The sequence below is a fragment of the Streptomyces tanashiensis genome, from assembly GCF_014648895.1.
Taxonomy (GTDB): domain Bacteria; phylum Actinomycetota; class Actinomycetes; order Streptomycetales; family Streptomycetaceae; genus Streptomyces; species Streptomyces tanashiensis.
In genome coordinates this window covers 293,205-318,542 of the sequence record NZ_BMRZ01000009.1, presented here as the reverse complement: position 1 = coordinate 318,542, position 25,338 = coordinate 293,205, and the positions used below count along the sequence as shown (strand labels likewise).

The window sequence follows — 25,338 nt, the reverse complement described above, 5'->3', positions numbered from 1 at the left end:
AACAACGGCTACAACGTCGTCAACATCGGCATCAAGCAGCCGGTCTCCGCGATCCTGGAAGCCGCCGAGGAGCACAACGCCGACGTCATCGGCATGTCCGGCCTCCTCGTGAAGTCCACCGTGATCATGAAGGAGAACCTGGAGGAGCTGAACCAGCGCGAGCTGGCCGCCAAGTACCCCGTGATCCTCGGCGGCGCCGCCCTCACCCGCGCCTACGTCGAGCAGGACCTCCACGAGATCTACCAGGGCGAGGTCCGCTACGCCCGCGACGCCTTCGAGGGCCTGCGCCTCATGGACGCCCTCATCGGCGTCAAGCGCGGCGTCCCCGGCGCCGTACTCCCCGAGCTCAAGCAGCGCCGGGTCGCCAAGCGCGACACCGCCGCCGCCCTCCAGGTCTCGGAGCCGGAGCCCGGCGGCCGTTCCGACGTGGCCACCGACAACCCGGTGCCGACCCCGCCCTTCTGGGGCACCCGCGTCGTCAAGGGCATCCCGCTGAAGGAGTACGCGTCCTGGCTCGACGAGGACGCCCTCTTCAAGGGCCAGTGGGGCCTCAAGCAGAACCGGGCCGGCGACGGACCGGCGTACGAGGAGCTGGTCGAGACCGAGGGCCGGCCGCGGCTGCGCGGCTGGCTGGAGCGCCTCCACACCGAGAACCTCCTGGAGGCGGCCGTCGTCCACGGCTACTTCCCCTGCGTCTCCAAGGGCGACGACCTGATCATCCTGGACGAGGAGGGCAACGAGCGGACCCGGTTCTCCTTCCCGCGCCAGCGGCGGGGCCGCCGCCTCTGCCTCGCGGACTTCTTCCGCCCGGAGGAGTCCGGCGAGACCGACGTCGTCGGCCTCCAGGTGGTCACCGTCGGCTCGAAGATCGGCGAGGCCACGGCCAAGCTCTTCGAGTCCGACTCCTACCGCGACTACCTGGAGCTGCACGGCCTCTCCGTCCAGCTCGCCGAGGCCCTCGCCGAGTACTGGCACGCCCGCGTCCGCTCCGAGCTCGGCTTCGCCGGCGAGGACCCGGAGAACGTCGAGGACATGTTCGCGCTGAAGTACCGCGGCGCCCGCTTCTCGCTGGGCTACGGGGCCTGCCCCGACCTGGAGGACCGTGCGAAGATCGCGGACCTGCTGCGTCCGGAGCGGATCGGCGTCCACCTCTCCGAGGAGTTCCAGCTCCACCCCGAGCAGTCCACCGACGCCATCGTCATCCATCACCCCGAGGCGAAGTACTTCAACGCCCGGTGACCGGATGGTGACCGCGCGGGGTAAATCCGCGCGTTCCCGGTGATCGCGACGTACACTTGTCGGTCCAGTGCAGGCCGGTCTTCCTCCCCGTACCGGGGAGGGGGGCCGGCCTTCTCGTCCCTCCATGGAGGTGTGCCGGATGACCAGTACGGTCCCCGCGTCCCTGTTCCGTACGAACGGCAGCTCCGCCCTGCAGGCGGTCTTCCTCGACATGGACGGGACCCTCGTCGACACGGAGGGGTTCTGGTGGGACGCCGAGGTGGAGGTCTTCGCCGACCTCGGACATCGGCTGGACGAGGCCTGGCGGGACATCGTCGTCGGCGGCCCCATGACCCGCAGCGCGGGCTACCTCATCGACTCCACCGGCGCCGACATCACCATCGAGGAGCTGACCGTCCTGCTCAACGAGAAGTTCGAGCAGCGGATCGAGCGGGGCGTCCCCCTCATGCCGGGCGCCGAGCGGCTGCTCGCCGAGCTGGCCCGGCACTCCATCCCCACCGCCCTGGTCTCCGCCTCCCACCGGCGGATCATCGACAAGGTCCTCGCCTCGCTCGGCCGCGACCGCTTCGCCCTCACCGTCGCCGGTGACGAGGTCCTCCGCACCAAGCCCCACCCCGAGCCGTATCTGACGGCCGCCCAGGGCGTCGGGGCCGACCCCGCGCTGTGCGCCGTCATCGAGGACACCGCGACCGGCGTGGCGGCCGCCGAGGCCGCGGGCTGCCGGGTCGTCGCGGTGCCCTCCGTCGCCCCGATCGCGCCCTCCCCGGGCCGGGTCGTCGTGCGCTCCCTCGAAGAGGTCGACGTGCCCTTCCTCCGCACGCTGATCACCGCAATCTGAGCTTTATCTGAGCTTCCCCCCGGCCGAATGCCCTTTCGCGCCGGGAAAGCGATCAGGCCATTCACCGAAAGGCCCTCCACGTGACCTTGGTCACCCAGAGTGCCTGACGGTGGGTGGCCTGTCTGCGTCCAGTGACCGAAAAAGGACCTTTTCGGTGCGCCCATGTGTCCCGATTCGCTCAGCGCCGTCCGCATCATCCGGCGCATGACTATCGAGCCGCCCGCATCCATGATCACTGTGCGATTACCCCCACGACCGCCCGTGGTCCGGCAATAGCGGCGCCGCCCACTAATCTTTCGCGAGTACTTCGCCGCATAACCGCGTGCACCGGCACACACCCAAGTCGCCGTGAACACAGGAACGATCGCAACACCCGGCCCGATCGCTCCCGCCCCGACCGGGCGGCAGGCGGCGGAGTTCCACTGACCGCTGTACCCAGTGCCGGATGAGGAGATCGTCCCTGATGAACCGCAAGACCCTGGTGCTGCCGGCCGTGGCCGGACTGCTCGCCCCTCTGCTCGCCGCCTGCGGTGGAGCGGAGGACGCCAGAGCGATCGTCGTCGGCACCACGGACCAGTTCATCGCCACCCAGGACGCCCCCGCGCCGCTCGACCCGGCCTTCGCCTACGACACCGGCGCCTGGAACATCCTCCGCCAGACCGTCCAGACCCTGCTGCACGTGCCCCGCGGCGGCGGCGAGCCCGTCCCCGAGGCCGCCAAGAGCTGCGGCTTCTCCGACAAGGCCAGCGAGAGCTACCGCTGCACGCTCCGCCCCGGCCTCACCTTCGCCGACGGCACCCCCATCACCGCCGAGGACGTCAAGTACTCCATCGAGCGCGTCCTGAAGATCAAGTCGGACAACGGCACGGCCGCCCTCCTCTCGAACATCGACACCGTCGAGACCCAGGGCACCGACGGGGTCGTCTTCCACCTCAAGACCCCCGACGCGACCTTCCCGTACAAGCTCTCCACCCCCGTCGCCGGCATCCTCAGCAAGGACAAGTACGCCGCCGACAAGCTCCGCGACGGCTTCGACGTCGACGGCTCGGGCCCGTACACCATGAAGGTCGAGCGCGAGGGCGACAAGGCCACCCGCTTCGTCTTCACCAAGAACCCGGCGTACAAGGGCGACATCACCCTCCGCAACGACGCCGTCGAACTGCGCCCCTACGCCGACGCCGGCACCATGGGCGCGGCCCTCGAGAGCGACGACATCGACATGATGGCCCGCTCGCTGTCGCAGAAGCAGATCAAGGACCTCACCGAGACGCCCAAGGACGGCATCCGCGTCACCGAGGTCCCCGGCCTGGAGATCCGCTACCTCGGCTTCAACACCAAGGCCCCCGCCGTCCAGGAGAAGGCCGTGCGCCAGGCCATGGCCGCCGTCGTCGACCGGGGCGCCCTCGTCAACCTGGTCTACGGCCCCACCGCCGAGCCGCTCTACTCGCTGATCCCCTCCAGCATCACCGGCCACGCCACCCCGTTCTTCGACGAGTACGGCGAGCCCGACGCCGCCCGCGCCGCGAAGATCCTCAAGGAAGCGGGCGTCAAGACGCCGGTCAAGGTGACCCTGAACTACACCACCGACCACTACGGCGCCGAGACCGCCCAGGAGTTCGAGGCGCTCAAGAAGCAGCTCGTCGCCAGTGAGCTCTTCGACGCCTCCGTCCAGGGCGTCGAGTGGTCCAAGTTCCGCACGGCCCAGAAGCGCGGCGACTACGCCGTCTACGGCCTCGGCTGGTTCCCGGACTACCCGGACCCGGACAACTACATCGCGCCGTTCCTCGACAGCGACAACTTCCTCAACACCCCCTACGTGAACAAGACCGTTCGCGAGAAGCTCATCCCGCGCTCGCGCCGCCAGGCCGACCGCAACGCCGCCAGCCCCGTCTACGCGCAGATCCAGAAGATCGTCGCCGAGGACGTCCCCGTCCTGCCCCTGTGGCAGGGCAAGCAGTACGTCGCCGCCCGCGACGACCTCAACGGAGTCGAGTACGCGCTCAACACCTCCTCCGACCTGCTGCTGTGGGAACTGGGCCGCGGCACCGCCTGACCCCTTCGTTGTCCCGGCCGCGCGCCCCTGCGCGGCCGGCCTGACAAGAGATCAAGAGGCAAGTTCTGTGAAGGCACACAACAAGTGGCTGACGGCTCCGCTCGCCGCCGGCCTGTCCGCCGCCCTCCTCAGCGGCTGCGGCACCGAGCAGGGTGGCGGCTCCGGGGGCTCCGGAAGCGGAGTACGCGTCGGCATGTCCGACGAGATCCTCGCCACCGACCCGGCGGCCGGCTACGACCCCGGCTCCTGGCTGTTGTTCAACAACGTCTTCCAGTCCCTGCTCGCCTTCCCCAAGGGCGGCTCCGAGCCCGAGCCCGAGGCCGCCGAGGAGTGCGAGTTCTCCGCGGGCAGCAAGGTCTACACCTGCACCCTGCGCGACGGCCTCACCTTCTCCAACGGCAACAAGCTCACCTCGGAGGACGTCAAGTTCTCCTTCGAGCGGGCCCTCAAGATCGCCGACCCCTCCGGCCCGGCGCCGCTGCTCTCCACCATCGACACCATCGAGACCCCGGACGAGCGGACCGTCGTCTTCCGCCTGAAGGTCCCGGACGCCACCTTCCCCAGCAAGATCGCCTCCGGTGCCGGCTCCATCGTCGACCACCGCGACTACCCGGCCGACGCGCTGCGCACCGACGGCAAGGCCACCGGCTCCGGCCCCTACAAGCTGGACTCCTTCAGCGACTCCGAGGCCACCTTCTCCGCCAACGCCGGCTACAAGGGCAACGCCAAGCCCAAGAACGGCGCGGTCACCCTCAAGCTCTACCGCGGCGACCGCTCGGCCCTCTCCAAGGCCCTCACCGACGGCGACATAGACGTCGCCTACCGAGGCCTCTCCGCCGACGACATCGCCGCCCTCGAGAACTCCGCGACCACGGCCGACAAGGGCATCGAGGTCGTCCAGGGCAGCAGCGCCGAGGTCCAGCACCTCGTCTTCAACCTGAAGGACCCGGTCGTCGGCAAGCTCGGCGTCCGCAAGGCCATCGCCCACCTCGTCGACCGCGAAGCCCTCGTCGAGAACGTCTACAAGTCGACGGCCACCCCGCTCTACTCGATCGTCCCGGCCGGCATCGCCGGACACAACACCGCCTTCTTCGACACCTACGGCAGCCCCGACGCGGCCAAGGCGAAGAAGGCCCTCCGCTCCGCCGGCATCACCGGCAAGGTGAAGCTCACCCTCTGGTCCACGCCCAGCCGCTACGGCCCGGCCACCGACCAGGAGCTCAAGGCCATCGCCGAGCAGCTCAACGCCAGCGGCCTCTTCGACGCCGACGTCAAGTCCGTCGCCTACGACCAGTACGAGAAGGACATCGCCGCCGGCAAGTACGGCGTCTACGTCAAGGGCTGGGTCCCCGACTACCCCGACGCCGACAACTTCACCGGCCCCTTCTTCGGCAAGGGCAACGTCCTCGGCAACCACTACGAGAACGCCACCATCACCGGCACCCTCCTCCCGGAGACCGCCGCCGCCCCCGACCGCGCCGCCACCGCCGACGAGTACGGAAAGCTCCAGGACCTCGTCGCCGAGGAACTCCCGCTGCTCCCGCTCTGGCAGGGCAAGCAGTACGCCGTCGCCCGCGACGACGTCACCGGCCTCGAATGGACCCTCGACGCCTCGACCGTCTTCCGCTTCTGGGAGATCCGCAAGGGCTGACCCCCGCGCCCACACACAGGGGCCCGGTGCGCGTGTGCGCACCGGGCCCCCGTCGTACCGGCGGTCGCCTGCCGCCGTCGTCCTCGTGGCTACTGGCCGCCGGCCCCCGGCCGCACCAGACCGCTCTCGTACGCGTACACCGCGGCCTGCACCCGGTCCCGCAGGCCCAGCTTCGTCAGCACATGACCCACGTGCGTCTTCACCGTGGTCTCGCTGACGAAGAGGTCCGCCGCGATCTCCGCGTTCGACAGGCCCCGCGCCACCAGCTTCAGGACCTCGACCTCGCGGTCGGTCAAGGTGTTCAGCGTGTCCGGAACCTGCTCCTCGCCCGTCGGCAGATGGGCCGAGTACTTGTCGAGCAGCCGGCGCGTGATCGACGGCGCCAGCATCGCCTCGCCCGCCGCCACCACACGGATCGCCTGCACCAGCTCGTTCGCCGGAGCGTCCTTCAGGAGGAAGCCACTGGCGCCCGCCCGCAGCGCCTCCACCACGTACTCGTCCAGATCGAAGGTCGTCAGGACCAGCACCTTCGCCGGACCGTCCCGCCCCGGACCCGTGATCTGCCGGGTCGCCTCCACACCGTCCATCCGCGGCATCCGGATGTCCATCAGCACCACGTCCGGCTGCAGCGCGCGCACCTGCTCCTGCGCCTGCAGGCCGTCCCCGGCCTCACCCACCACCGCGATGTCCTGCTCCGCCTCCAGAATCATCCGGAAGCCGGTCCGCAGCAGCGGCTGATCGTCGACCAACAGGACGCGGATCGTCACAAGGGCTCCTTCACGGGGCGGGGTGTGCTCAGGAAGACGGCTGGGCCGGGTCCATTCTGCCCTGCCCGGATTCGCCCGACTCCGGCGGGCGCGCGGAAACGATCTTCAGCGGATAGACCGGGGGAGTCCCGCCGAACTCCGGACAGACCGCCTGATGGTCGCACCAGCCGCACAGCTTCGTCGGCCGCGGCCGCCAGTCACCCGACTCCGTGGCCAGCCGGATCGCGTCCCACAGCGCGAGCAGCTTCCGCTCCACCCGCAGCAGATCCGCCTCCACCGGGTCGTACGTCAGCACCTCCCCGCTGCCCAGGTAGACCAGCTGCAGCCGCCGCGGGATCACCTGCTTCAGCCGCCACACCACCAGCGCGTAGAAGGTCATCTGGAACAGCGCGCCGTCCCGGTACTCGGGCCGCGGCGCCTTCCCCGTCTTGTAGTCGACGATCCGCACCTCGCCCGAAGGGGCCACGTCGACCCGGTCGATCACCCCGCGCAGCCGCAGCCCCGAAGCGAGCTCCGTCTCCACGAAGAGCTCACGCTCGGCCGGCTCCAGACGCGTCGGGTCCTCCAGCGTGAACCACCGCTCGACCAGCTTCTCCGCCTCGCCCAGCCAGCCCGCGAGCCGCTCCCCGTCCGGATCCTCCGCGAACAGCTCGCCCAGCTCCGGCTTCGACTCCAGGAGCCGGTCCCACTGCCCCGGAACCATCGACCTCGCCCGCGGCGCCGTCCGCTCCGCCGCCGGATCGTCGAAGAGCCGCTCGAGCACCGCGTGCACCAGCGTGCCCCGCGTCGCCGCCGCACTCGGCTTCTCCGGCAGCCGGTCGATCACCCGGAACCGGTACAGCAGCGGACACTGCATGAAATCGCTCGCCCGCGACGGCGACAACGACATGGGCGCCCGGGGCTCCGCCGGCACCTGCTCGCTCGTACTCATGACGAAGACCCTACGACCCGCGACCGACAACGAGCGGAATACCATCGACCTGGGACCCCGTCGCACTGCATGATCGAACCGTGACGTACCGACGCGAGGTCACACCACGCGACGAAAGGAACCCGTGAACCAGGACGAGCCCAAGCCGCAGCGGACCGAGGAGCCCGGCGGCGGGATCCTCATGGGACGGCCCTTCGGCGTGCCCGTCTACGTCGCCCCCAGCTGGTTCCTCGTCGCCGCCCTCATCACCTGGGTCTTCGGCGACCAGATCGACCGCGTCCTGCCCGAGCTCGGCGCCGCCCGCTACCTCGTCTCCCTCTTCTTCGCCGTCGCCTTCTACGCCTCCGTGCTCGTCCACGAGCTGGCCCACACGATCGCCGCGCTCCGCTTCAAACTCCCGGTGCGCCGCATCCAGCTCCAGTTCTTCGGCGGCGTCTCCGAGATCGAGAAGGAGACCGAGACCCCCGGCCGCGAATTCGTCCTCGCCTTCGTCGGCCCCCTGCTCTCGCTCGTCCTCGCCGGCGTGTTCTACCTCTCCCTGTACGCCGTCGAACCCGGCACCGTCCCCGGCGTCCTCCTCGCCGGCCTGATGATCTCCAACCTGATCGTCGCGATCTTCAACCTGCTCCCCGGCCTCCCCCTCGACGGCGGCCGCATGCTCCGCGCCGTGGTCTGGAAGATCACCGGCAAGCCCATGAGCGGCACCGTCGCCGCCGCCTGGGCCGGCCGCGCCCTCGCCGTCCTCGTCCTGGTCGGCCTGCCCCTGCTCACCCGCACCGGCCTCCTCGGCAACTCCACCGACGACATCAGCGGCTTCGAGACCGTCACCGACGCCCTCCTCGCCGCCATCCTCGCCGCGATCATTTGGACCGGCGCCGGCAACAGCCTCCGCATGGCCCGCCTGCGCGAGCACCTCCCCGAGCTCCGGGCCCGCGCCCTCACCCGCCGCGCCATCCCCGTCGAACCCACCACACCGCTCTCCGAGGCCCTCCGCCGCGCCAACGAGGCCGGTGCCCGCGCCCTCGTCGTCGTCGACGGCGCCGGCGAACCCACCGGCATCGTCCGCGAGGCCGCCATCGCCGCCGTACCCCAGCACCGCCGCCCCTGGGTCGCCGTCAGCACCCTCGCCCAGGACCTCACGGACGGCATGCGGGTCCCCGCCGAACTCACCGGCCAGCCCCTCCTCGACCACCTCCGCGCCAGCCCCGCCACCGAGTACCTCGTCGTCGAGGACGGCGGCGAGATCTACGGCGTCCTCGCCACCACCGACGTCGAGCGCGCCTTCGTCCAGGCCATGGCACGACCGTCCGCGTAACCCCGGTACACGGCTTCCGGGCACGGTCGACCGTCGGCGCCGACTTGAGCGGGCCGGAGGCGAGGGAGCCCTTGATAAGGTGCTCACATGTCCGAACCGACCGGTGCCGCCCGCCGACGCGGGCCCTTCAAGGTCGGGGACCAGGTTCAGCTGACCGACCCCAAGGGCCGTCACTACACGTTCACGCTCGAAGAGGGAAAGAACTTCCACACCCACAAGGGTTCTTTCCCGCACGACGAACTGATCGGCGCCCCCGAGGGCAGCGTTGTCCGTACCACCGGAAACGTCGCCTACCTCGCGCTGCGCCCCCTGCTCCCCGACTACGTCCTGTCCATGCCCCGCGGCGCCGCCGTGGTCTACCCCAAGGACGCGGGGCAGATCCTGGCCTTCGCCGACATCTTCCCCGGCGCCCGCGTCGTGGAAGCCGGGGTGGGCTCGGGCTCGCTGAGCAGCTTCCTCCTCCGCGCCATCGGAGACAGCGGCATGCTGCACTCCTACGAGCGCCGCGAGGACTTCGCCGAGATCGCGAAGGGCAACGTCGAGCGCTACTTCGGCGGCCCCCACCCCGCGTGGCAGCTGACCGTCGGCGACCTCCAGGACAACCTGTCCGACACCGACGTCGACCGCGTCATCCTGGACATGCTCGCGCCCTGGGAGTGCCTGGAGGCCGTCTCCAAGGCCCTCGTCCCCGGCGGCATCCTCTGCTGCTACGTGGCGACCACCACCCAGCTCGCGCGCACCGTGGAGTCCATCCGCGAGTTCGGCTGCTACGCCGAGCCGCAGCCCTGGGAGTCCATGATCCGCAACTGGCACGTCGAGGGCCTCGCCGTCCGCCCCGATCACCGCATGATCGGCCACACCGGCTTCCTCGTCACCGCCCGCCGCCTCGCGGACGGCGTCGAGCCCCCGATGCGCCGCCGCCGCCCCGCCAAGGGCGCCTACGGCGAGGACTACGAGGGCCCCAACAAGGGCTGACGTCCCGACATCCACACCGCGCCGCCGTCGAGTTCCCCGCCCACGCGGGAGAACTCGACGGCGGCGTCCTCATGTTCGCCGCCGCCCCGGACCTGCCGGACGACGCCCACCCCAGCTGTTCCGTCCCCCTGTGACGTGTGGCACGATGCCCGGAAACCACCGCCGCACCACCCCACAGGAGACGTCTCGCGTGCAGCCCTCCGCCGCCCCGGACCTCGCGGACCTCGCCCACACCCACGCCCGGCCGGCCCACTGGCTGGCCACCGCCACCGCGACCGCCGCGGTGGTCGCCCTCGCCGGACTGCTCCAGCCCGGCCCCGCCGAGGCCGGCGCCTCCCCGGCCGCCGCCCCCCGCCCGGCACCCGCCCCGGACGCCGCCGGAGCCGACTACCCCCTGGAGTGCGGGGGAGGCCCCCGCACGGTCGCCCAGCGCGTCGCCGGAGACCTCGACGGCGACGGGAACCCCGAGACGATTGCGGTCGTGCACTGCGAAGCCGGCTCCGGCACGCCGCCCAGCGGCGTCTACGTCCTCACCCGGGGCAAGAAGAACGGCAGCCCCGCGCGCGTGGTCGCCACGCTCGTCGCACCGGAACAGCACCGGAACGTCACCGAGCTCGCCGTCCGCGACGGGGCTGTGCGCGCCACCCTGCTCGGCTACTCGTCCCCCGACGTGCCCAGCTGCTGCCCCGACGAGAAGGAGCAGGTCAGCTGGCGCTGGCAGGGCGGCGCCTTCGTCCGCGGAGACCAGGCCGACGCGCGCGGCGTCTGAGACTCACTCGGCGTCGGGGCCGTACACCTCCACCTTGTCCGCGACCCGGCGCACATGGATGCAGTCGCCCGGGCACTCCTTCGCGGAGTCCACCACGTCCTGGAGCAGCGGCAGCGGCACCGGGGTGGTGGCACCCGCGTCCTGGAGGAGCTCGTCGTCGGCGCTCTTCACATAAGCGAGCCCGTCGATGTCGAGCTCGAAGACCTCGGGAGCGTACTGCGCGCAGATCCCGTCCCCGGTGCACAGGTCCTGGTCGATCCAGACCTCCAGCGCCTCCTCGGCGCCCGTGGACGGAGCCTCGTGCTGCACGGTCATATCTCCTGCCGTTTCTGCTTCGCGCGATAAGTCGGGCCACCTCTGACGGGTGTTGACCAATGACGACGATACAACCGCCCGCTTTCAGACGGTGAAGGGTGGGTATTCCCCTGGCGAGAGGGGAAGCGCAAGGGTGAAGATCGGACACACCCCGGAGTCTTTTTGATCTAGGGGTTTCAATCACCACCCACGCAGGTAGGGTCAGGAAGCGTCCAGCTCCCCTTGGAGGAGGTGAGGACCGTGGCAGCCCACGACGACGACATCAACCGCGGCATCCGGCCGGGGCGGGGGTCTGAAGACCCCGCCGGTCAGGTTGCCTATCTCGAGCAGGAAATCGCCGTCCTGCGCCGCAAGCTCGCCGACTCTCCGCGCCACACGAGGATTCTCGAAGAGCGGATCGTCGAGCTGCAGACCAACCTGGCCGGCGTGTCCGCGCAGAACGAACGACTGGCGAACACGCTCCGTGAGGCCCGCGACCAGATCGTGGCACTCAAGGAGGAGGTCGACCGGCTCGCACAGCCGCCGGCCGGCTTCGGTGTCTTCCTGCAGGCCAATGAGGACGGCACGTGCGACATCTTCACCGGGGGCCGCAAGCTCCGGGTGAACGTCAGCCCGAGCATCGAGCTCGAAGAGCTCAAGCGCGGCCAGGAAGTCATGCTCAACGAAGCGCTCAACGTGGTCGAGGCCATGGAGTTCGAGCGCGCCGGGGACATCGTCACCCTCAAGGAGATCCTCGAGGACGGCGAGCGCGCCCTGGTGGTGGGGCACACCGACGAGGAGCGGGTGGTGAGGCTCGCCGAGCCTCTGCTGGACGTCACCATCCGCGCCGGCGACGCCCTGCTGCTCGACTCCAGGTCCGGCTACGTCTACGAGGTGGTCCCCAAGAGCGAGGTCGAAGAGCTCGTTCTGGAAGAGGTCCCGGACGTCGACTACGACAAGATCGGCGGTCTGGGCAACCAGATCGAGCTGATCCGCGACGCGGTCGAGCTTCCGTACCTCTACCCGGACCTCTTCAAGGAGCACGAACTGCGGCCGCCCAAGGGCATCCTGCTCTACGGCCCGCCGGGCTGCGGCAAGACGCTCATCGCGAAGGCCGTGGCCAACTCCCTGGCCAAGAAGGTCGCCGAGGTGACCGGTCAGCCCGCGGGGAAGTCCTACTTCCTCAACATCAAGGGCCCCGAGCTCCTCAACAAGTACGTCGGCGAGACCGAGCGGCACATCCGCCTCGTCTTCCAGCGTGCCCGGGAGAAGGCGAGCGAGGGCACCCCCGTCATCGTCTTCTTCGACGAGATGGAATCCCTCTTCCGCACCCGCGGATCCGGTGTCAGCTCGGACGTGGAGAACACCATCGTCCCGCAGCTGCTCGCCGAGATCGACGGCGTGGAAGGCCTGGAGAACGTCATCGTCATCGGCGCCTCCAACCGCGAGGACATGATCGACCCCGCGATCCTGCGGCCCGGCCGGCTCGACGTCAAGATCAAGATCGAGCGCCCGGACGCGGAGGCCGCGAAGGACATCTTCGCCAAGTACCTCACGGCCACCCTGCCGCTCCACGCGGACGACATCTCCGAGCACAGTGGCTCGAAGGCTGCCGCCGCCCACGGAATGATCCAGTCCGTCGTCGAGCAGATGTACGCGGAATCCGAGGAGAACCGCTTCCTCGAAGTCACGTACGCCAACGGTGACAAGGAAGTCCTCTACTTCAAGGACTTCAACTCCGGCGCGATGATCCAGAACATCGTCGACCGGGCCAAGAAGATGGCCATCAAGGCCTTCCTCGACCACAACCAGAAGGGCATCCGGGTCTCCCACCTCCTCCAGGCGTGCGTGGACGAGTTCAAGGAGAACGAGGACCTGCCCAACACCACCAACCCCGACGACTGGGCCCGGATCTCCGGAAAGAAGGGCGAGCGGATCGTCTTCATCCGCACGCTCGTCACCGGAAAGCAGGGCGCGGACACCGGACGCTCCATCGACACGGTGGCCAATACCGGTCAGTACCTGTAAAACGCCCACCGGCTGCGGATGTCCGGAAACCGGGCATCCGCAGCCGACGCATTCCATCCAGCATTTCCCCCGGCATCACAGGGAAATACCGCAACTGATCTCCCCACCAGCGCGAAGCCGCTCTAGGCTCATCGGTACCCGCCGAGTCGCGCACAGTGAGCGCCGCCGGGCAAGGAGGGCCGCATGACCGTACGGCGAGTAATGGGCATCGAGACGGAGTACGGGATCTCCGTCCCCGGACACCCGAACGCCAATGCCATGCTCACCTCGTCCCAGATCGTCAACGCCTACGCGGCGGCGATGCACCGGGCGCGCCGCGCCCGCTGGGACTTCGAGGAGGAGAATCCGCTGCGGGACGCCCGCGGCTTCGACCTCGCCCGCGAGGCCGCCGACTCCAGCCAGCTCACCGACGAGGACATCGGCCTGGCCAATGTGATCCTCACCAACGGGGCCCGCCTCTACGTGGACCACGCCCACCCCGAGTACAGCGCGCCCGAGGTCACCAACCCCCGCGACGCCGTCCTCTGGGACAAGGCCGGCGAGCGGATCATGGCGGAGGCGGCCGAGCGGGCCGCCCAGCTGCCCGGGGCCCAGCCCATCCACCTCTACAAGAACAACACCGACAACAAGGGCGCCTCCTACGGCACGCACGAGAACTACCTGATGAAGCGGGAGACCCCCTTCTCGGACATCGTGCGCCACCTGACCCCCTTCTTCGTCTCCCGCCAGGTCGTCACCGGCGCGGGACGGGTCGGCATCGGCCAGGACGGGCGGGAGAACGGCTTCCAGATCAGCCAGCGGGCCGACTACTTCGAGGTCGAGGTGGGCCTGGAGACCACCCTGAAGCGGCCCATCATCAACACCCGGGACGAGCCGCACGCCGACGCCGAGAAGTACCGCCGCCTGCACGTGATCATCGGCGACGCGAACCTCTCGGAGATCTCCACCTACCTCAAGCTCGGCACCACCGCCCTCGTGCTCTCCATGATCGAGGACGGCTTCATCACGGTCGACCTCGCCGTCGACCAGCCGGTCCGCACCCTCCACCAGGTCTCGCACGACCCGACGCTGCAGTACCTGATCACGCTCCGCAGCGGCCGGACACTCACCGCGGTCCAGCTCCAGATGGAGTACTTCGAGCTGGCCAGGAAGTACGTCGAGGAGCGGTACGGCTCGGACGCGGACGAGCAGACCATGGACGTCCTCACGCGCTGGGAGGACACCCTGGGGCGCCTGGAGACCGACCCGATGAGCCTCGCCGGCGAGCTGGACTGGATCGCCAAGCGGGAGCTCATGGAGGGCTACCGGCGCCGCGACGGCCTGGACTGGGACGCGGCCCGGCTGCACCTGGTGGACCTCCAGTACGCGGACGTACGCCCCGAGAAGGGCCTCTACAACCGTCTGGTGGCCCGCGGGCGCATGAAGCGGCTCCTGGACGAGACCGAGGTGGAGCGGGCCGAGACGGCGCCTCCGGAGGACACCAGGGCCTACTTCCGGGGCCGCTGCCTGGAGCAGTACGCCGACGACGTCGCCGCGGCCTCCTGGGACTCGGTGATCTTCGACCTGCCCGGCCGGGACTCCCTCCAGCGCGTCCCGACCCTGGAGCCGCTGCGCGGCACCAAGGCCCACGTGAAGTCGCTCCTGGACCGCTGCCGGACCGCCGAGGAACTGGTCCGCGTGCTGTCCGGCGGCTGAACCGGGGGCCCGGTACGGGCCTGAAATGCCCCGGCACTGGGAATCATGGAATCAGTGCCCGGGCGTTGTGGAAACTGCGGGGCCGAAGTCGGACCCGACCTATAGGGTCTGATCTTGTACGGACTCAACCGAGCGGGCCGATTCGAGCGGGGTGAGGGATATGGCGACCAAGGACACCGGCGGCGGACAGCAGAAGGCGACGCGATCCACGGAGGAGGTCGAGGAGACCACCACGGAGGCGAGCTCCGACCTCAAGGAACGCCAGGAGAAGCTGAGCGACGACGTGGACTCCGTCCTGGACGAGATCGACGACGTGCTCGAGGAGAATGCGGAGGACTTCGTTCGAAGCTTCGTGCAAAAAGGCGGCCAGTAGCCTTCGAATCGAAGGTGAAGTCGCAAGGGTGGGGAGATGTCGGAGGCCGTCAAGTATTGCCGCGGTTGCGGGCGGGATGTCCCGCTGACCGGTTTCGCGCGGGACTGCAATCGCGGGGACGGACTGCAGCCGAGGTGCCGGGAATGCGTAGCCGCCTACGGGGCTGAGCGCTACCGGATCAGGCAGGCAGCCAAGGGCAAGGCCGTCCGAAGCCTGGCGGACGTGCCGGCGGGGCACAAGCTCTGCCGGCAATGCGATCAGGTCAAGCCGCACGGCGACTGGCATCGCAACGCCACCGCCTCGGACGGCCTCGCCACCTGCTGCAAGGCCTGCAAGAAGGCCCAGGGGCGAGCCAGGCATCTCAAGCGCCAGTACGGCATCACCGAAGCCGAACGCGACCAGATGATCGCCGCTCAAGGTGGTGTCTGCGTGATCTGCCGGGAGGGTCCGGCGGAGCATGTGGATCACGATCATCAGACGGGTAAGGTCCGAGGCGTGCTGTGCTTCAGTTGCAACGCGGCGCTGGGGCAGTTCAAGGATCGGCCGGATGTCATAAGGCGTGCGGCCGCATACGTGGAAGGAAACCTGTGGAACCCAACACTCGTAGCACAGGGCGTCTACCGGCAGCCTTCCTGACGCCGGGGTCCTCGTCCTTCATCGACTTCCTGGCCGATCACTCGCCCGAGTTGCTCCCGGGGAACCGGAAGCTGCCGGAGGGGGTCGTCGAGGCGCCGCACGGCACCACCATCGTGGCCGCCACGTTCCCCGGTGGCGTCGTGCTCGCCGGTGACCGGCGGGCGACCATGGGGAACATGATCGCGCAGCGGGACATCGAGAAGGTGTTCCCGGCCGACGAGTACTCCGCCGTCGGCATCGCCGGCACCGCCGGCCTCGCCGTGGAGATGGTCAAGCTGTTCCAGCTGGAGCTGGAGCACTTCGAGAAGGTGGAGGGCGCGACGCTCTCCCTGGAGGGCAAGGCGAACCGCCTCTCCACCATGATCCGGGGGAACCTGGGCATGGCCATGCAGGGCCTCGCCGTCGTGCCGCTCTTCGCGGGCTGGGACGAGGGCAAGGAGAAGGGCCGGATCTTCTCGTACGACGTGACCGGCGGCCGCTCCGAGGAGCACGGCTTCGCCGCCACCGGCTCCGGCTCGATCTTCGCGCGCGGCTCGATGAAGAAGCTGTACCGCGCCGACCTGACCGAGGAGCAGGCCACCACGCTCGTGGTGCAGGCGCTGTACGACGCGGCGGACGACGACTCGGCGACCGGTGGTCCCGACATGGCCCGCCGGATCTTCCCGATCGTCACCGTCATCACCGAGGAGGGCTTCCGCAGGCTCAGCGAGGCGGAGTCCTCCGGGCTGGCCCGATCGGTCACCGAGCGGCGTCTCGAGCAGCCCGACGGGCCGCGCGCCGCACTGCTCTGACCGTCCGTCGCCCGTAGAAGCCCCTTCAGACCGGAAGAAAGGGACGGTAGCCGGTGTCCACGCCGTTCTATGTCTCACCCCAGCAGGCCATGGCCGACCGGGCCGAGTACGCCCGCAAGGGCATCGCCCGCGGCCGCAGCCTGGTCGTCCTCCAGTACACCGACGGCATCGTCTTCGTCGGTGAGAACCCGTCCCGTGCGCTGCACAAGTTCAGCGAGATCTACGACCGGATCGGCTTCGCGGCCGCCGGCAAGTACAACGAGTACGAGAACCTCCGCATCGGCGGTGTGCGCTACGCCGACCTGCGGGGCTACACCTACGACCGGGACGACGTCACCGCGCGCGGCCTGGCCAACGTCTACGCCCAGACCCTGGGCACGATCTTCTCCAGCGCGGGGGAGAAGCCGTACGAGGTGGAGCTGGTCGTCGCCGAGGTCGGCTCCGAGCCGGAGGGCGACCAGATCTACCGGCTGCCGCACGACGGCTCGATCGTGGACGAGCACGGCTCGGTCGCGGTCGGCGGGAACGCGGAGCAGATCAGCTCCTTCCTGGACCAGCGGCACCGGGACGGCATGTCGCTGGCCGAGGCCCTGAAGCTGGCCGTGCAGGCGCTGTCGCGGGACACCAACGGCACCGAGCGGGAGATCCCCGCGGAGCGCCTGGAGGTGGCGGTCCTGGACCGCACGCGTCCGCAGCAGCGCAAGTTCAAGCGGATCGTCGGCCGTCAGCTGTCGCGTCTCCTGGAGGCGGACAACGCGGCGGCGGCGAAGACGGACGAGCCTTCGGACGAGGCTCCCGAGGAGTAGTCGGCCCTGTCCCGAAGGGCCCCGTCCACGCGCGCGTGGACGGGGCCCTTCGGCGTACGCGGGCTCAGACGGCCGGTGCGGGGCCCGTGGAGCCGCGCGGGACGAGGTCCACGGGCAGGGTGACCGGCGGGGCCGGTTCGCCCGCGAGGACGGCGAGGAGCGCCTCCATCCCCCGCCGGCCGAACTCCTCGGCGGGCAGCCGGACCGTGGTGAGCTCGGGTTCGACCGCGGTGGCCAGGGTCATGTCGTCGAAGCCGGTGACCGAGAGGTCGTCGGGGACGCGCAGGCCGAGGCGGTGCGCGGCCTTGCCGACGCCGACGGCGAGGATGTCGTCGTCGCAGATCACCGCGGTGGGGCGCGGGCCGGGGGCGGAGAGGGCGAGGTGGGCGGCCTCGCGGGCGTCGGCGACGTTCAGCGGGGCCCGTACGGTGCGGAGCCCGGCCCCGCGCAGGGTGTCGGCGAGGGCGGCGGCCCGTACGTCGAAGGTCCAGGACGGGACGGCGGACGCCATGTGCAGGAAGCTGCGGTGGCCCAGGTCGAGCAGGTGCCGGGTGATCCGTCGCATGCCGTCGGCGACGTCGAGGTTCACATGGGCGGAGGCGCCGGGGTCGGCCGGGTCGCTGTCGAGCATGACGAGGGGGAGGTTGGTGCCCCGGAAGGCCTGGAGGGCGCCGGCGGCCATGGAGGAGGCGATCACGCCGTCCAGGGCGGCCTGGGCCGAGGCGAAGGGGTCGCGGGCGGGGCCGACGCCGTCGGGGGAGGGGTAGAGGACGACGCCGAAGCCGTGCTGTGCCGCCACGGCGGCGGCGCCGGTGTGGACGCGGGCGAAGAACTCGTTGGTGAGGGCGGGCACGACGAGCAGCGCCGTGCGGGTGCGGCCGAGGCGCAGATTGCGGGCGGCGAGGTTGGGCCGGTAGCCCAGTTCGTGGGCGGCGAGGCGCACCGTCTCGGCGGTGCGCTCGGAGACCCGGCCGCGCCATTTGCCGCCGAGGACGAGGGAGACGGTGGCCTGGGAGACGCCCGCGATCCGGGCGACGTCCCGGCTGGTGGGGCGGGTGCCGCCGAGCGGGTCGGGGGAATGCACGGGGGGCCTCCGCGTGGGACGGTGGTCGGGGCGGCGGGTGCGGGGTGGACCCGCGTACTGGCGACATGGTACGTATGACCCCGGACGTTATACGTAAAACCTCGGCCTGGTCCGAGGCGACGGGAGAGTGACATGGCCACCGAGGCCCCCGCGCACGGCGGCTATCTCGACATACTCAGGGCGCCGCACGCCGCCCGGCTCCTCGCCGGGACCCTCGTGGGGCGCCTGCCCAACGGCACCGGCCCCATCGCCATGACCCTGTTCGTCCGGGACCTGGGCGGCAGCTACACCCTGGCCGGCGGGCTGATCGCGGCCTACGGCGTCTCCAACGCCGTCGGGCAGCCGCTCCTCGGCCGCGCCGTCGACCTCAAGGGGCAGCCCCGCGTCCAGCTGCCCGCCGCCGTCCTCTCCGCGCTCGGCATGGCCCTGTTCGCCCTGACCGGCATCGGACACCTGGCCCTCGCCTACGCCGCCGTCGTGCTCGCCGGGCTCTTCACCCCGCCGCTCGAGGGCGGTCTCCGCGCCCTGTGGCCGAGCGTCCTGGGCCGGGAGGACCGGGTCCACCGGGCGTACGCGCTGGACGCGGTCGCCCAGGAGGTCATGTTCACCGTGGGCCCGCTCCTGGTGACGCTCCTGGTCGCCCTGTGGTCGCCCGCCGCCGCCCTCCTCGTCATCAACGTCCTGGGGGTCCTGGGCGCCCTCGCCGTCGTCCTCTCCGAGCCCTCCCGCACCTGGCGCTCCGCCACCCGCGAGGCCCACTGGCTGGGCGCCCTGCGCTCGCCCGGCCTCCTCGCCCTCCTCGGCTCGTTCTTCTTCGTCGGCCTCGCCCTCGGCTCCATCACGGTCGCCGCCGTCGCCTACGCCGACGACCGGGGCACACCGTCCGTGTACGGCTGGCTGATGGCCGCCCTCGGCCTCGGCGCGCTGGTCGGCGGCGTCGTCTACGGCGCCCGGCAGTGGTCCGGGGCGCCCGAGCGGCGGCTGCGGGTCCTCGTGGGCCTCCTCGCGGTCTGCTACCTGCCCCTCATGCTCACCCCCGGCCCCGTCGCCATGACCGGCCTCTCGGTGCTCTCCGGGGTCTTCCTCGCCCCCGTCCTCGCCTGCGCCTTCATCGTGGTCGACCGGCACGCCCCGCGCGGCACCGTCACCGAGGCCTTCTCCTGGCTCGTCACCACGTTCGGCGTCGGCGCGGCCCTGGGCTCCGCCGTCGCGGGACCGGCGGTCGAACTGGCCGGAACGGTGGCCGGGTTCGCCGTGGCCGGTGCGGGCGGCCTGGTCGCACTCCTCGTGCTGCTCGCCACCGGGCGTGTCCTCGCCGCCCCCGACGTGGCCGGGGCCGCCGCGCGACACGCCGTCGGAGAACCGGTCCCCACCTCCGTACACGCCGAAAAGAACACGCACTGATCGGAAAATGATCGAAACGGGGACGTCCAACCCGGTTTCAGCGCACGCCGTCAGGCGTAATGTTCAGACATGGACCGCCGCATTTTCGGGCTGGAGAACGAGTACGGCGTCACGTGCACGTTCAGGGGACAGCGCCGACTGTCTCCTGACGAAGTGGCGCGCTACCTCTTCCGCCGTGTCGTGTCATGGGGCCGCAGCAGCAATGTCTTCCTGCGGAACGGCGCCCGCCTGTACCTCGACGTGGGTTCGCATCCGGAATACGCCACACCGGAATGCGACAACGTGACCGAACTGGTCACCCACGACAAGGCCGGCGAGCGCATTCTCGAGGGCCTGCTCGTCGACGCCGAACGCCGCCTGCACGAGGAGGGAATCGCGGGCGACGTCTACCTCTTCAAGAACAACACCGACTCGGCCGGAAACTCCTACGGCTGCCACGAGAACTATCTCGTCGCCCGCCACGGGGAGTTCTCCCGGCTCGCGGACATCCTCATTCCCTTCCTCGTGACGCGGCAGCTCATCTGCGGCGCGGGAAAGGTCCTCCAGACCCCGCGCGGCGCGGTCTACTGCGTCTCCCAGCGTGCCGAGCACATCTGGGAGGGCGTCAGTTCGGCCACCACCCGCTCGCGGCCCATCATCAACACCCGTGACGAGCCGCACGCCGACGCCGAGCGCTACCGCCGGCTGCACGTCATCGTGGGCGACTCCAACATGTCCGAGACGACCATGCTGCTCAAGGTCGGCGCCACCGACCTCGTGCTCCGCATGATCGAGGCGGGCACGGTGATGCGCGACCTGACCCTGGAGAACCCGATCCGGGCGATCCGCGAGGTCAGCCACGACATCACGGGCCAGCGCAAGGTCCGGCTCGCCAGCGGCCGCGAGGCCTCCGCCCTGGAGGTCCAGCGCGAGTACTACGAGAAGGCCGTCGACTTCGTGGACCGCAGGGGCATCCGCTCCGGCACGGTCGCCCAGGTCCTGGAGCTGTGGGGCCGCACGCTCGACGCCATCGAGAGCGAGCGGCTCGACCGGATCGAGACCGAGATCGACTGGGTCATGAAGCACCGGCTCATCGAGCGGTACCGGGCCAAGCACAACATGACCATGTCGAACCCGAGGGTCGCCCAGATAGACCTCGCCTACCACGACATCCACCGCCGTCGTGGGCTCTACTACCTGCTCCAGAAGAACGGGCAGGCGGCACGCATCTGCAACGACCTGAAGATCTTCGAGGGCAAGTCGGTGCCCCCGCAGACCACTCGGGCCCGGCTGCGCGGCGACTTCATCCGCCGCGCGCAGGAGCAGCGGCGGGACTTCACCGTCGACTGGGTCCACCTCAAGCTCAACGACCAGGCGCAGCGAACGGTGTTGTGCAAGGACCCGTTCCGCTCCGTCGACGACCGGGTGGAAAAGCTGATCGCCGGAATGTAGGCCGGTCGTGTCGACCGGTCGGGCCCCGCACGTTCGGCGTGCGGGGCCCTCGACGTGACAGGAGGAGCGCCTAGAGTGTCGGCACAACTACTGTGCCGTCTGAGATCTGAGGAACACGTGCGCCGACTTGCCGGCCTTCTCGTCGTCCCACTGCTGCTGCTCTCCACAGCGGCGTGCGGCAGCGACGACAAGGGCTCCGATTCCGCCTCGATGACGAACGGGCTGCCCACCATCACCGCGGGGCAGAAGTTCGGGGAGAAGCCGACCCTTGCCAAGGGCGAGGGTGACCCGCCCAAGGAACTCAAGGTCAACGTCATCAGCGAGGGCACGGGCCCGGTGACGAAGAAGGGCGACGCGCTCCAGGTGAACTACCTGGGTCAGGCCTGGGACTCCACCACCCCCTTCGACAACAGCTTCGACCGCGGTCAGCCCTTCGACGTCACCCTGGGCGCCGGTCAGGTCATCAAGGGCTGGGAGCAGGGCCTGGAGGGCCAGAAGGTCGGCAGCCGCCTGGAGATCGGCATCCCGCCGGAGCTCGGTTACGGTGAGGCCGGCTCGCCTCCGAGCATCAAGCCGAACGCCACCCTCGTCTTCGTCGTCGACATCCTGAAGGCCGTGACGATCCCGAAGTCGGCCACGGGCACCCCGGTCGCCCAGGACGACAAGGACCTGCCGATCGTCGGGACGAACACCGACGGCAAGGCCCCCTCGCTGACGGTCCCGAAGACCGACCCGCCGACCAAGCTGGTCTCGAACTACGTGCTCGAGTCCAAGGGCGAGGCCGTCAAGGCCACCGACACGGTCGTCGTGAACTACGTCGCCGCCCTGTGGAAGGACGGCAAGGTCTTCGACTCGACCTACACCTCGGGCAAGCCCGCGAACTTCCCGCTGCCCCAGCTGACGCTGAAGGGCCTCAAGGACGGTCTCGTCGGCAAGAAGGTCGGCAGCCGTGTCCTGATCGTCGCCCCGCCGTCGGAGGCGTTCGGCGACAAGGAGCAGCAGGGCATTCCGAAGAACTCCACGCTCGTCTTCGCCGTGGACATCCTGACGAAGATGTAAGACTGTCCCGTTCGCGCGGTTCACCATCGCGCAGTTCATCGGTATGAGGAGCAGTTCAGTGAGCATCGAGAAGCCCGAGATCGACTTCCCGGGTGGCGAGCCGCCGAAGGACCTGGAGATCAAGGACCTCTGGGAAGGCGACGGCGAGGTCGCCAAGGCCGGCCAGTTCGTGCAGGTCCACTACGTGGGCGTGGCCTTCTCCACCGGTGAGGAGTTCGACGCCTCCTGGAACCGCGGCAGCGCGCTCGAGTTCAAGCTCGGTGTCGGCCAGGTCATCGCCGGCTGGGACCAGGGTGTCCAGGGCATGAAGGTCGGCGGCCGCCGCCAGCTGATCATCCCCGCGCACCTCGCCTACGGCGACCGCGGCGCCGGCAGCGCGATCGCCCCGGGCGAGACGCTGATCTTCGTCTGCGACCTCGTGGCCGTGAAGGGCTGACGTCCAGGTCGTTCCGAGGGCCCCCGCCGTCCGTGGCGGGGGCCCTCGGCTTTTGTCCCGACACCCCGGGGCGGTACGGTCGGACGTCCGAGAAGTGGAACCGGCGGAAGGGTGCAGGGCGTCGATGGCGATTGCCAAGTCCGAGCGGCTGATGAATCTCGCGCTGTGCCTGCTCGGGACGCGCCGCCCACTGAGCAAGCGGGAGCTCCGCGGCTCCATCGAGGCCTACCTCGAAGCGAGCGGGGACGACGCCTTCAACCGCATGTTCGAGCGGGACAAGGACGATCTGCGGGAGCTCGGTCTGGTCATCGAGACCGTCGAGAACCTGGAGGGCGAGACCGGCTACCTCGCGCGTCGCGACTCCAACCGGCTGCCGCCGATCACCCTCGACGCCGAGGAGGCCGCCGCGCTCGGCCTGGCCGCCAAGGTGTGGCAGCAGGCCCGGCTCGCCGGGGCCGCGAGCGGCGCCCTCCAGAAGCTGCGCGCCGCCGGCATGCCCGAGGCGGGGGACTCGTACGACATCCAGCCCAGCGCCCTCGAACCGCGCATCCCGGTCCACGAGGCCGCCTTCGAGCCGCTCATGCTGGCCTGCCGCGACCGCCGGCCGGTCGTCTTCGACTACCGCAAGGGCAACGCCGCCCGCCCCGAGACCCGCCAGGTCGAGCCCTGGACCCTGGAATGCTGGCGCGGCCACTGGTACCTGGCCGGCTGGGACCGCGACCGCGGTGCCGAGCGCGTCTTCCGGCTCTCCCGGATCACCGGCAAGGTCCGCTCGCGGGCCGGCGCCTTCACCGCGCCCGTGCCCGACGTCGTGACCGTCCGGGAGACCGTCGAGAGCTGGGCGGGCGAGACCGCCACCCGCTCCGCGCGGATCCGGCTGCGGGCCGGCTGCGGCTACCCGCTGCGGGCCCGTGCCCAGGCCGTGACCGAGGGCGGCGACGGCTGGGACGAGCTGGAGATCCCGTACGGGCACGGGCTCGACGCCTGGCTCGTAGAGTTCGGTCCGGACGTCGTCGTGCTGGAACCCGCCGATCTGCGGGCCGATGTGGTGGAGCGGCTGCGCGCCGTGGCCAAGGGCTGAGGGGGAGACGTACCGCATGGCTGCCAACGCGATCGACCAGACGAGGCGGATGCTCTCCCTCGTCACCTATCTCCGTGAGCGCCCCGGCGCCCACGTCGCCGACGTGGCGCGCGCCTTCGGCATCACCGAGGACGAGCTGATCTCCGACCTGGACGTGCTGCCCATGTGCGGCACCAGCTTCCGGGGCGGCGACCTGCTGGACATCGACACCGACGGCGACCGGATCTGGTGGCACAACCCGGACGACGTGGCGGAGCCGCTGCGGCTCGCCGCCGACGAGGCCACCGCGCTGCTCGTCGCCGCCCGGGCCGTCGCCACCCTGCCGGGACTCCGCGAGAGCGACCGGGACGCCCTGCTGCGTGCCACGGCCAAGCTGGAGGCGGCGGCCGGCGAGGCCGCCGGGGCCAGCGCCCGGCTGTCGGTGACCTTCGAGTCCGAGGGCGGGGTCTTCGCCGAGGTCGACCGGGCCATCTCGGAGCGCAGGCGTCTGTGGGTGCGGTACTACTCGCCCGCGCGCGACGAGCTCACCGAGCGCGAGGTCGACCCGATCCGGCTCTTCGCCGTCGGCCACACCTACATGGAGGCGTGGTGCCGGCTCTCCGAGGCGCGCCGCACCTTCCGGCTCGACCGCGTGGCCGAGATCCGCATTCTCGACGAGCACGCGGCGCCGCCGGAGCTGGAGCTGCGCGATCTCTCCGCGGGTCTGGTCCAGCCCTCCGCCGACGACCCCGAGGTCGTCGTCGAGGTCGGTCCCGGCGGGCGCTGGGTCGCCGAGTACTACCCGCACGACCGGGCCGAGGAGCTGCCGGACGGCGGGCTGCGGATCACGCTGCGGACGCCGGACCCGGCCTCGCTGCGCCGGCTGGCGCTGCGTCTCGGCAGCGACGGGCGGATCGTCGCGCCGCCGGAGCTGGCCGACAGCGCGAGGACGGCGGCGGCCGCCGCGCTCGCCGCGTACGAGGGCGTGTGACGTTCTCCGTTCCCGGGACGCTGTTACTGACGTGATGCCAGAGTCGAGCGAGATGAGGGAGATGTCCGCGATGCACGGTTTTGCGGCGTCCATGGCCCCGGTCCTCTTCAAGGCCGCCTGCCCCGACTGCCGCTCGCGCTTCGAGCTCTCCGCGAGCGCCCTGCGCCTCGCCATCGGGGCGAGCCGCCGCACCACCTTCTACTCCTTCACCTGCCCCGAGTGCGGCAGCTCCGTCCGCAAGCCCGCGGGCGAGCGCATCGTCGAACTCCTCACCGGCGGCGGCGTCCGGACCCTGCGTCTCCACACCACCGTCTGAACGATCCGTACGCGCTCAGCGTCTAGGCTCTGCACATGTTCTGGCCCATGCTCGCCATCGCCCTCGGCTTCCTCGGCATCGCCGTCCTCGGCGTCCTCGCCGTCAGGGTCTTCCTGGAGGTCCAGCGTCTCGGCCGTCAAGTGGCCCACGCCACAGACCGGATCCAGCAGGCCGCCGAGGAGCTCGAAAACGCCGCCGTCGGCCTCGCCCGGACCGGCGATTCGCTGCGCTGAGCCGTGCCGTACGCTGCACGAAGCGGCCCCGGTCAGGGCACGCGGGACGCAATCGGGAGTATGCACGGGCATTGCCCCACGTTTACTCCTGCGGGTTACGATCGCAGGCAGCGCGGTGGCCGGACGCATGTCCGACCCGCCGGGCACGCACTCCATGTCGCCT

At 70.2% G+C, this 25,338-nt stretch carries 25 protein-coding genes; 21 read left to right on the top strand and 4 right to left on the bottom strand.

Annotated elements, in window-relative coordinates; genetic code table 11:
• The 4 genes from IE237_RS26055 to IE237_RS26040 all read left to right on the top strand — a co-directional run.
• Nucleotides 1-1,239: vitamin B12 dependent-methionine synthase activation domain-containing protein (locus IE237_RS26055; protein ID WP_189804536.1), on the top strand; the 1,239-nt coding region annotated here is incomplete at its 5' end.
• Between the two features lie 139 nt (nucleotides 1,240-1,378).
• On the top strand, nucleotides 1,379-2,077 hold the full coding sequence (locus tag IE237_RS26050; RefSeq protein ID WP_189804535.1) for an HAD family hydrolase: 699 nt from the start codon (nucleotides 1,379-1,381) through the stop codon (nucleotides 2,075-2,077).
• Between the two features lie 463 nt (nucleotides 2,078-2,540).
• Complete coding sequence (locus tag IE237_RS26045; protein ID WP_189804534.1) at nucleotides 2,541-4,130, top strand: ABC transporter substrate-binding protein; 1,590 nt, start codon at nucleotides 2,541-2,543, stop codon at nucleotides 4,128-4,130.
• Nucleotides 4,131-4,197: 67 nt separating this feature from the next.
• Nucleotides 4,198-5,781, top strand: a complete 1,584-nt coding sequence (locus IE237_RS26040) for an ABC transporter substrate-binding protein (protein WP_189804533.1) — start codon at nucleotides 4,198-4,200, stop codon at nucleotides 5,779-5,781.
• Between the two features lie 89 nt (nucleotides 5,782-5,870).
• Here IE237_RS26040 and IE237_RS26035 read toward each other — a convergent pair whose 3' ends face one another.
• Both IE237_RS26035 and IE237_RS26030 read right to left on the bottom strand, forming a co-directional pair.
• Nucleotides 5,871-6,548 carry a response regulator gene (locus IE237_RS26035; RefSeq protein WP_030691890.1) on the bottom strand — a complete coding sequence of 226 codons (678 nt, stop codon included), beginning with the start codon at nucleotides 6,546-6,548 and terminating at the stop codon, nucleotides 5,871-5,873.
• A gap of 28 nt (nucleotides 6,549-6,576) precedes the next feature.
• Nucleotides 6,577-7,479, bottom strand: coding sequence for a RecB family exonuclease (locus tag IE237_RS26030; protein WP_229842885.1), 903 nt, complete (start codon nucleotides 7,477-7,479; stop codon nucleotides 6,577-6,579).
• Between the two features lie 181 nt (nucleotides 7,480-7,660).
• On the opposite strand from IE237_RS26030, the gene IE237_RS26025 reads away from it, so the two are divergent.
• From IE237_RS26025 to IE237_RS26015, 3 genes are all read left to right on the top strand, one after another.
• On the top strand, nucleotides 7,661-8,794 hold the full coding sequence (locus IE237_RS26025) for a site-2 protease family protein (protein ID WP_229842890.1): 1,134 nt from the start codon (nucleotides 7,661-7,663) through the stop codon (nucleotides 8,792-8,794).
• Nucleotides 8,795-8,881: 87 nt separating this feature from the next.
• Nucleotides 8,882-9,769 (top strand): tRNA (adenine-N1)-methyltransferase, encoded by an 888-nt coding sequence (locus tag IE237_RS26020; RefSeq protein ID WP_015032448.1) that lies wholly within the window; start codon nucleotides 8,882-8,884, stop codon nucleotides 9,767-9,769.
• A gap of 190 nt (nucleotides 9,770-9,959) precedes the next feature.
• Nucleotides 9,960-10,538 (top strand): hypothetical protein, encoded by a 579-nt coding sequence (locus IE237_RS26015; RefSeq protein ID WP_189804530.1) that lies wholly within the window; start codon nucleotides 9,960-9,962, stop codon nucleotides 10,536-10,538.
• Nucleotides 10,539-10,541: 3 nt separating this feature from the next.
• On the opposite strand, the gene IE237_RS26010 is transcribed toward IE237_RS26015, so the two are convergent.
• Nucleotides 10,542-10,853 carry a ferredoxin gene (locus IE237_RS26010; RefSeq protein WP_189804529.1) on the bottom strand — a complete coding sequence of 104 codons (312 nt, stop codon included), beginning with the start codon at nucleotides 10,851-10,853 and terminating at the stop codon, nucleotides 10,542-10,544.
• A gap of 240 nt (nucleotides 10,854-11,093) precedes the next feature.
• On the opposite strand from IE237_RS26010, the gene arc reads away from it, so the two are divergent.
• From arc to prcA, 6 genes are all read left to right on the top strand, one after another.
• The gene (arc, locus tag IE237_RS26005) at nucleotides 11,094-12,860 is read left to right on the top strand and encodes a proteasome ATPase (RefSeq protein ID WP_189804528.1); all 1,767 of its coding nucleotides are present in this window, start codon (nucleotides 11,094-11,096) and stop codon (nucleotides 12,858-12,860) included.
• A 183-nt stretch (nucleotides 12,861-13,043) separates the two neighbouring features.
• On the top strand, nucleotides 13,044-14,555 hold the full coding sequence (gene dop / locus IE237_RS26000) for a depupylase/deamidase Dop (RefSeq protein WP_189804527.1): 1,512 nt from the start codon (nucleotides 13,044-13,046) through the stop codon (nucleotides 14,553-14,555).
• 160 nt (nucleotides 14,556-14,715) lie between these two features.
• A complete protein-coding gene (locus IE237_RS25995) occupies nucleotides 14,716-14,928 on the top strand; it encodes a ubiquitin-like protein Pup (protein ID WP_030494396.1) in 213 nt (70 codons plus the stop codon).
• Nucleotides 14,929-14,964: 36 nt separating this feature from the next.
• The gene (locus IE237_RS25990) at nucleotides 14,965-15,564 is read left to right on the top strand and encodes an endonuclease VII domain-containing protein (protein ID WP_189804526.1); all 600 of its coding nucleotides are present in this window, start codon (nucleotides 14,965-14,967) and stop codon (nucleotides 15,562-15,564) included.
• Nucleotides 15,516-16,355, top strand: coding sequence for a proteasome subunit beta (gene prcB / locus IE237_RS25985; RefSeq protein ID WP_189804525.1), 840 nt, complete (start codon nucleotides 15,516-15,518; stop codon nucleotides 16,353-16,355). Before IE237_RS25990 ends, prcB begins: the two co-directional genes overlap by 49 nt.
• 53 nt (nucleotides 16,356-16,408) lie before the next feature.
• A complete protein-coding gene (gene prcA / locus IE237_RS25980; RefSeq protein ID WP_123450585.1) occupies nucleotides 16,409-17,161 on the top strand; it encodes a proteasome subunit alpha in 753 nt (250 codons plus the stop codon).
• A 64-nt stretch (nucleotides 17,162-17,225) separates the two neighbouring features.
• Here the strand turns inward: prcA and IE237_RS25975 are convergent, their stop codons facing one another.
• A complete protein-coding gene (locus tag IE237_RS25975) occupies nucleotides 17,226-18,245 on the bottom strand; it encodes a LacI family DNA-binding transcriptional regulator (RefSeq protein WP_189804524.1) in 1,020 nt (339 codons plus the stop codon).
• A gap of 132 nt (nucleotides 18,246-18,377) precedes the next feature.
• Here IE237_RS25975 and IE237_RS25970 point away from each other — a divergent pair, with 132 nt between their 5' ends.
• The 8 genes from IE237_RS25970 to IE237_RS25935 all read left to right on the top strand — a co-directional run bounded on the left by IE237_RS25970 (nucleotide 18,378) and on the right by IE237_RS25935 (nucleotide 25,175).
• On the top strand, nucleotides 18,378-19,649 hold the full coding sequence (locus IE237_RS25970) for an MFS transporter (RefSeq protein ID WP_189804523.1): 1,272 nt from the start codon (nucleotides 18,378-18,380) through the stop codon (nucleotides 19,647-19,649).
• A 69-nt stretch (nucleotides 19,650-19,718) separates the two neighbouring features.
• Nucleotides 19,719-21,080 carry a Pup--protein ligase gene (gene pafA, locus IE237_RS25965; RefSeq protein ID WP_189804522.1) on the top strand — a complete coding sequence of 454 codons (1,362 nt, stop codon included), beginning with the start codon at nucleotides 19,719-19,721 and terminating at the stop codon, nucleotides 21,078-21,080.
• A 117-nt stretch (nucleotides 21,081-21,197) separates the two neighbouring features.
• The gene (locus IE237_RS25960) at nucleotides 21,198-22,139 is read left to right on the top strand and encodes an FKBP-type peptidyl-prolyl cis-trans isomerase (RefSeq protein ID WP_189804521.1); all 942 of its coding nucleotides are present in this window, start codon (nucleotides 21,198-21,200) and stop codon (nucleotides 22,137-22,139) included.
• A gap of 58 nt (nucleotides 22,140-22,197) precedes the next feature.
• The gene (locus tag IE237_RS25955) at nucleotides 22,198-22,575 is read left to right on the top strand and encodes an FKBP-type peptidyl-prolyl cis-trans isomerase (protein ID WP_189804520.1); all 378 of its coding nucleotides are present in this window, start codon (nucleotides 22,198-22,200) and stop codon (nucleotides 22,573-22,575) included.
• Between the two features lie 124 nt (nucleotides 22,576-22,699).
• The gene (locus tag IE237_RS25950) at nucleotides 22,700-23,656 is read left to right on the top strand and encodes a helix-turn-helix transcriptional regulator (RefSeq protein ID WP_189804519.1); all 957 of its coding nucleotides are present in this window, start codon (nucleotides 22,700-22,702) and stop codon (nucleotides 23,654-23,656) included.
• 16 nt (nucleotides 23,657-23,672) lie between these two features.
• A complete protein-coding gene (locus IE237_RS25945) occupies nucleotides 23,673-24,626 on the top strand; it encodes a helix-turn-helix transcriptional regulator (protein ID WP_189804518.1) in 954 nt (317 codons plus the stop codon).
• A gap of 52 nt (nucleotides 24,627-24,678) precedes the next feature.
• Entirely contained in the window at nucleotides 24,679-24,942 is a 264-nt protein-coding gene (locus IE237_RS25940; protein WP_189804517.1) for a CpXC domain-containing protein, read from the top strand.
• A gap of 35 nt (nucleotides 24,943-24,977) precedes the next feature.
• Entirely contained in the window at nucleotides 24,978-25,175 is a 198-nt protein-coding gene (locus tag IE237_RS25935) for a hypothetical protein (protein ID WP_189804516.1), read from the top strand.
• Nucleotides 25,176-25,338 lie beyond the last annotated feature (163 nt).

Excerpts from the sequence above, each read along its gene's own strand:
- IE237_RS26050 (WP_189804535.1), top strand. The coding sequence starts at position 1,379 with ATGACCAGTACGGTCCCCGCGTCCCTGTTCCGTACGAACGGCAGCTCC.
- IE237_RS26045 (WP_189804534.1), top strand. The coding sequence starts at position 2,541 with ATGAACCGCAAGACCCTGGTGCTGCCGGCCGTGGCCGGACTGCTCGCC.
- IE237_RS26030 (WP_229842885.1), bottom strand. The coding sequence starts at position 7,479 with ATGAGTACGAGCGAGCAGGTGCCGGCGGAGCCCCGGGCGCCCATGTCG.
- IE237_RS26025 (WP_229842890.1), top strand. The coding sequence starts at position 7,661 with ATGGGACGGCCCTTCGGCGTGCCCGTCTACGTCGCCCCCAGCTGGTTC.
- IE237_RS26020 (WP_015032448.1), top strand. The coding sequence starts at position 8,882 with ATGTCCGAACCGACCGGTGCCGCCCGCCGACGCGGGCCCTTCAAGGTC.
- IE237_RS26010 (WP_189804529.1), bottom strand. The coding sequence starts at position 10,853 with ATGACCGTGCAGCACGAGGCTCCGTCCACGGGCGCCGAGGAGGCGCTG.
- dop (WP_189804527.1), top strand. The coding sequence starts at position 13,044 with ATGACCGTACGGCGAGTAATGGGCATCGAGACGGAGTACGGGATCTCC.
- IE237_RS25995 (WP_030494396.1), top strand. The coding sequence starts at position 14,716 with ATGGCGACCAAGGACACCGGCGGCGGACAGCAGAAGGCGACGCGATCC.
- IE237_RS25990 (WP_189804526.1), top strand. The coding sequence starts at position 14,965 with ATGTCGGAGGCCGTCAAGTATTGCCGCGGTTGCGGGCGGGATGTCCCG.
- IE237_RS25970 (WP_189804523.1), top strand. The coding sequence starts at position 18,378 with ATGGCCACCGAGGCCCCCGCGCACGGCGGCTATCTCGACATACTCAGG.
- pafA (WP_189804522.1), top strand. The coding sequence starts at position 19,719 with ATGGACCGCCGCATTTTCGGGCTGGAGAACGAGTACGGCGTCACGTGC.
- IE237_RS25950 (WP_189804519.1), top strand. The coding sequence starts at position 22,700 with ATGGCGATTGCCAAGTCCGAGCGGCTGATGAATCTCGCGCTGTGCCTG.
- IE237_RS25945 (WP_189804518.1), top strand. The coding sequence starts at position 23,673 with ATGGCTGCCAACGCGATCGACCAGACGAGGCGGATGCTCTCCCTCGTC.
- IE237_RS25940 (WP_189804517.1), top strand. The coding sequence starts at position 24,679 with ATGAGGGAGATGTCCGCGATGCACGGTTTTGCGGCGTCCATGGCCCCG.
- IE237_RS25935 (WP_189804516.1), top strand. The coding sequence starts at position 24,978 with ATGTTCTGGCCCATGCTCGCCATCGCCCTCGGCTTCCTCGGCATCGCC.